At 31.0% G+C, this 1,430-nt stretch carries 2 protein-coding genes; both read left to right on the forward strand.

From position 1 onward, the window contains the following. Positions 1-572, forward strand: a 572-nt coding sequence (locus AC07UM_RS23730) for a helix-turn-helix domain-containing protein (protein WP_494685205.1), incomplete at its 5' end; no start/stop codon positions are given. Further along, positions 560-1,402, forward strand: a complete 843-nt coding sequence (locus AC07UM_RS23735; RefSeq protein ID WP_494685206.1) for an IS3 family transposase — start codon at positions 560-562, stop codon at positions 1,400-1,402. The genes AC07UM_RS23730 and AC07UM_RS23735, both read left to right, overlap by 13 nt. Positions 1,403-1,430: the final 28 nt, after the last annotated feature.

Here is a 1,430-nt window from a genome sequence, read left to right on the forward strand (position 1 = left end):
TAGACTGCCCCCAAAAAGTTAGACACTTTTTAGGGGCATTTTTTATGTATAAAAAAGAAAAATTTAGCATTGATTTTAAGTTGAACTGTATAAAACTTCATATAAGTTCTCATCGTTCAATAGCATCGATTGCATTAGAAAAAGGGTTTAATGAATCTAACCTTCGTAAATGGCTTGGCTTTTACAATAAATATGGTATCTCTGGACTTCAGCCCAGAAAAAATAAAATCTATAGTTTAAAGTTCAAGCTTAAAGTTTTGAAAGCCATTGATACAGATTTTCTCTCCCAAAGAGAAGCGTGTATCAGATTTGATATCTCTGCCCAGTCTACGGTCTTGAAGTGGCAAAATGATTACGAGAAAAATGGTATTTTAGGTTTAGAAAATAAACCCAGAGGAAGACCTAAAATTATGAGCAACAATAAAGATCGAAAAAGGAAATCGGATAAAACATTGACAAGAGAAGAAGAACTTTTGCTTGAAAATGAAAGGTTACGTACTGAAATTGCTTATCTAAAAAAGTTAGACGCCTTAACACTAGCCAGCAAAAAGCAAAAGCCATCGAAGAGTTAAGGCCAGACTATAACTTAGCAGTATTACTGACTTGTTCAGGTGTGGCAAAAAGTAGTTTTTATTATCATCTTGCTCGTGGTAAGAGAAAAGACAAATATGATAAGATTAAAAGCTTAATACAATTAATTTATCAAAAGCATAAAGGAAGGTTTGGGTATAGAAGAATTACTCTAGAACTAAAAAAGCAAGGTGTAATTATCAATCATAAAACAGTTTTAAGATTAATGAAAAACTTAGGGTTAAAAAGCTTAATTCGGGTGAGAAAATATAAGTCTTATCGTGGAGAACAAGGCAAAATAGCACCCAATATTCTGGAAAGAAACTTTAAAGCTCACCATCCAAACCAAAAATGGGCTACTGATATTACAGAATTCAATGTTTCCGGGAACAAATTATATCTGTCTCCTATCATTGACTTATTTAACGGAGAGATCATAAGTTATGAACTCTCAGAAAGACCTGTCTTTGAACAGATTATTAATATGTTGAAAAAGAGTTTTAGAAAAATAAAAAATATACAAAACCTAATTCTCCACTCAGACCAGGGGTGGCAATATCAAATGAAAGCGTATCAAAATATTTTAAAACAAAAAGGAATTATCCAAAGTATGTCCCGAAAAGGAAATTGTCTGGATAATGCCATAATAGAGAATTTCTTTGGAACACTAAAATCCGAAATGTTTTATCTAAAGAAATTTAAGTCAATACAGGAATTAAAAGAAGAAATCCATCAATATATTAACTATTACAATAATGACAGAATAAGACTTAATTTAAAAGGAAAGAGTCCGATAGAATATCGAACTCTTTATTATCAAAAGATTATTTAATTTTGTCTAAACTTTTGGGTGCACTCTA

The sequence above is a fragment of the Chryseobacterium sp. GW821-FHT04C04 genome (assembly GCF_059420365.1).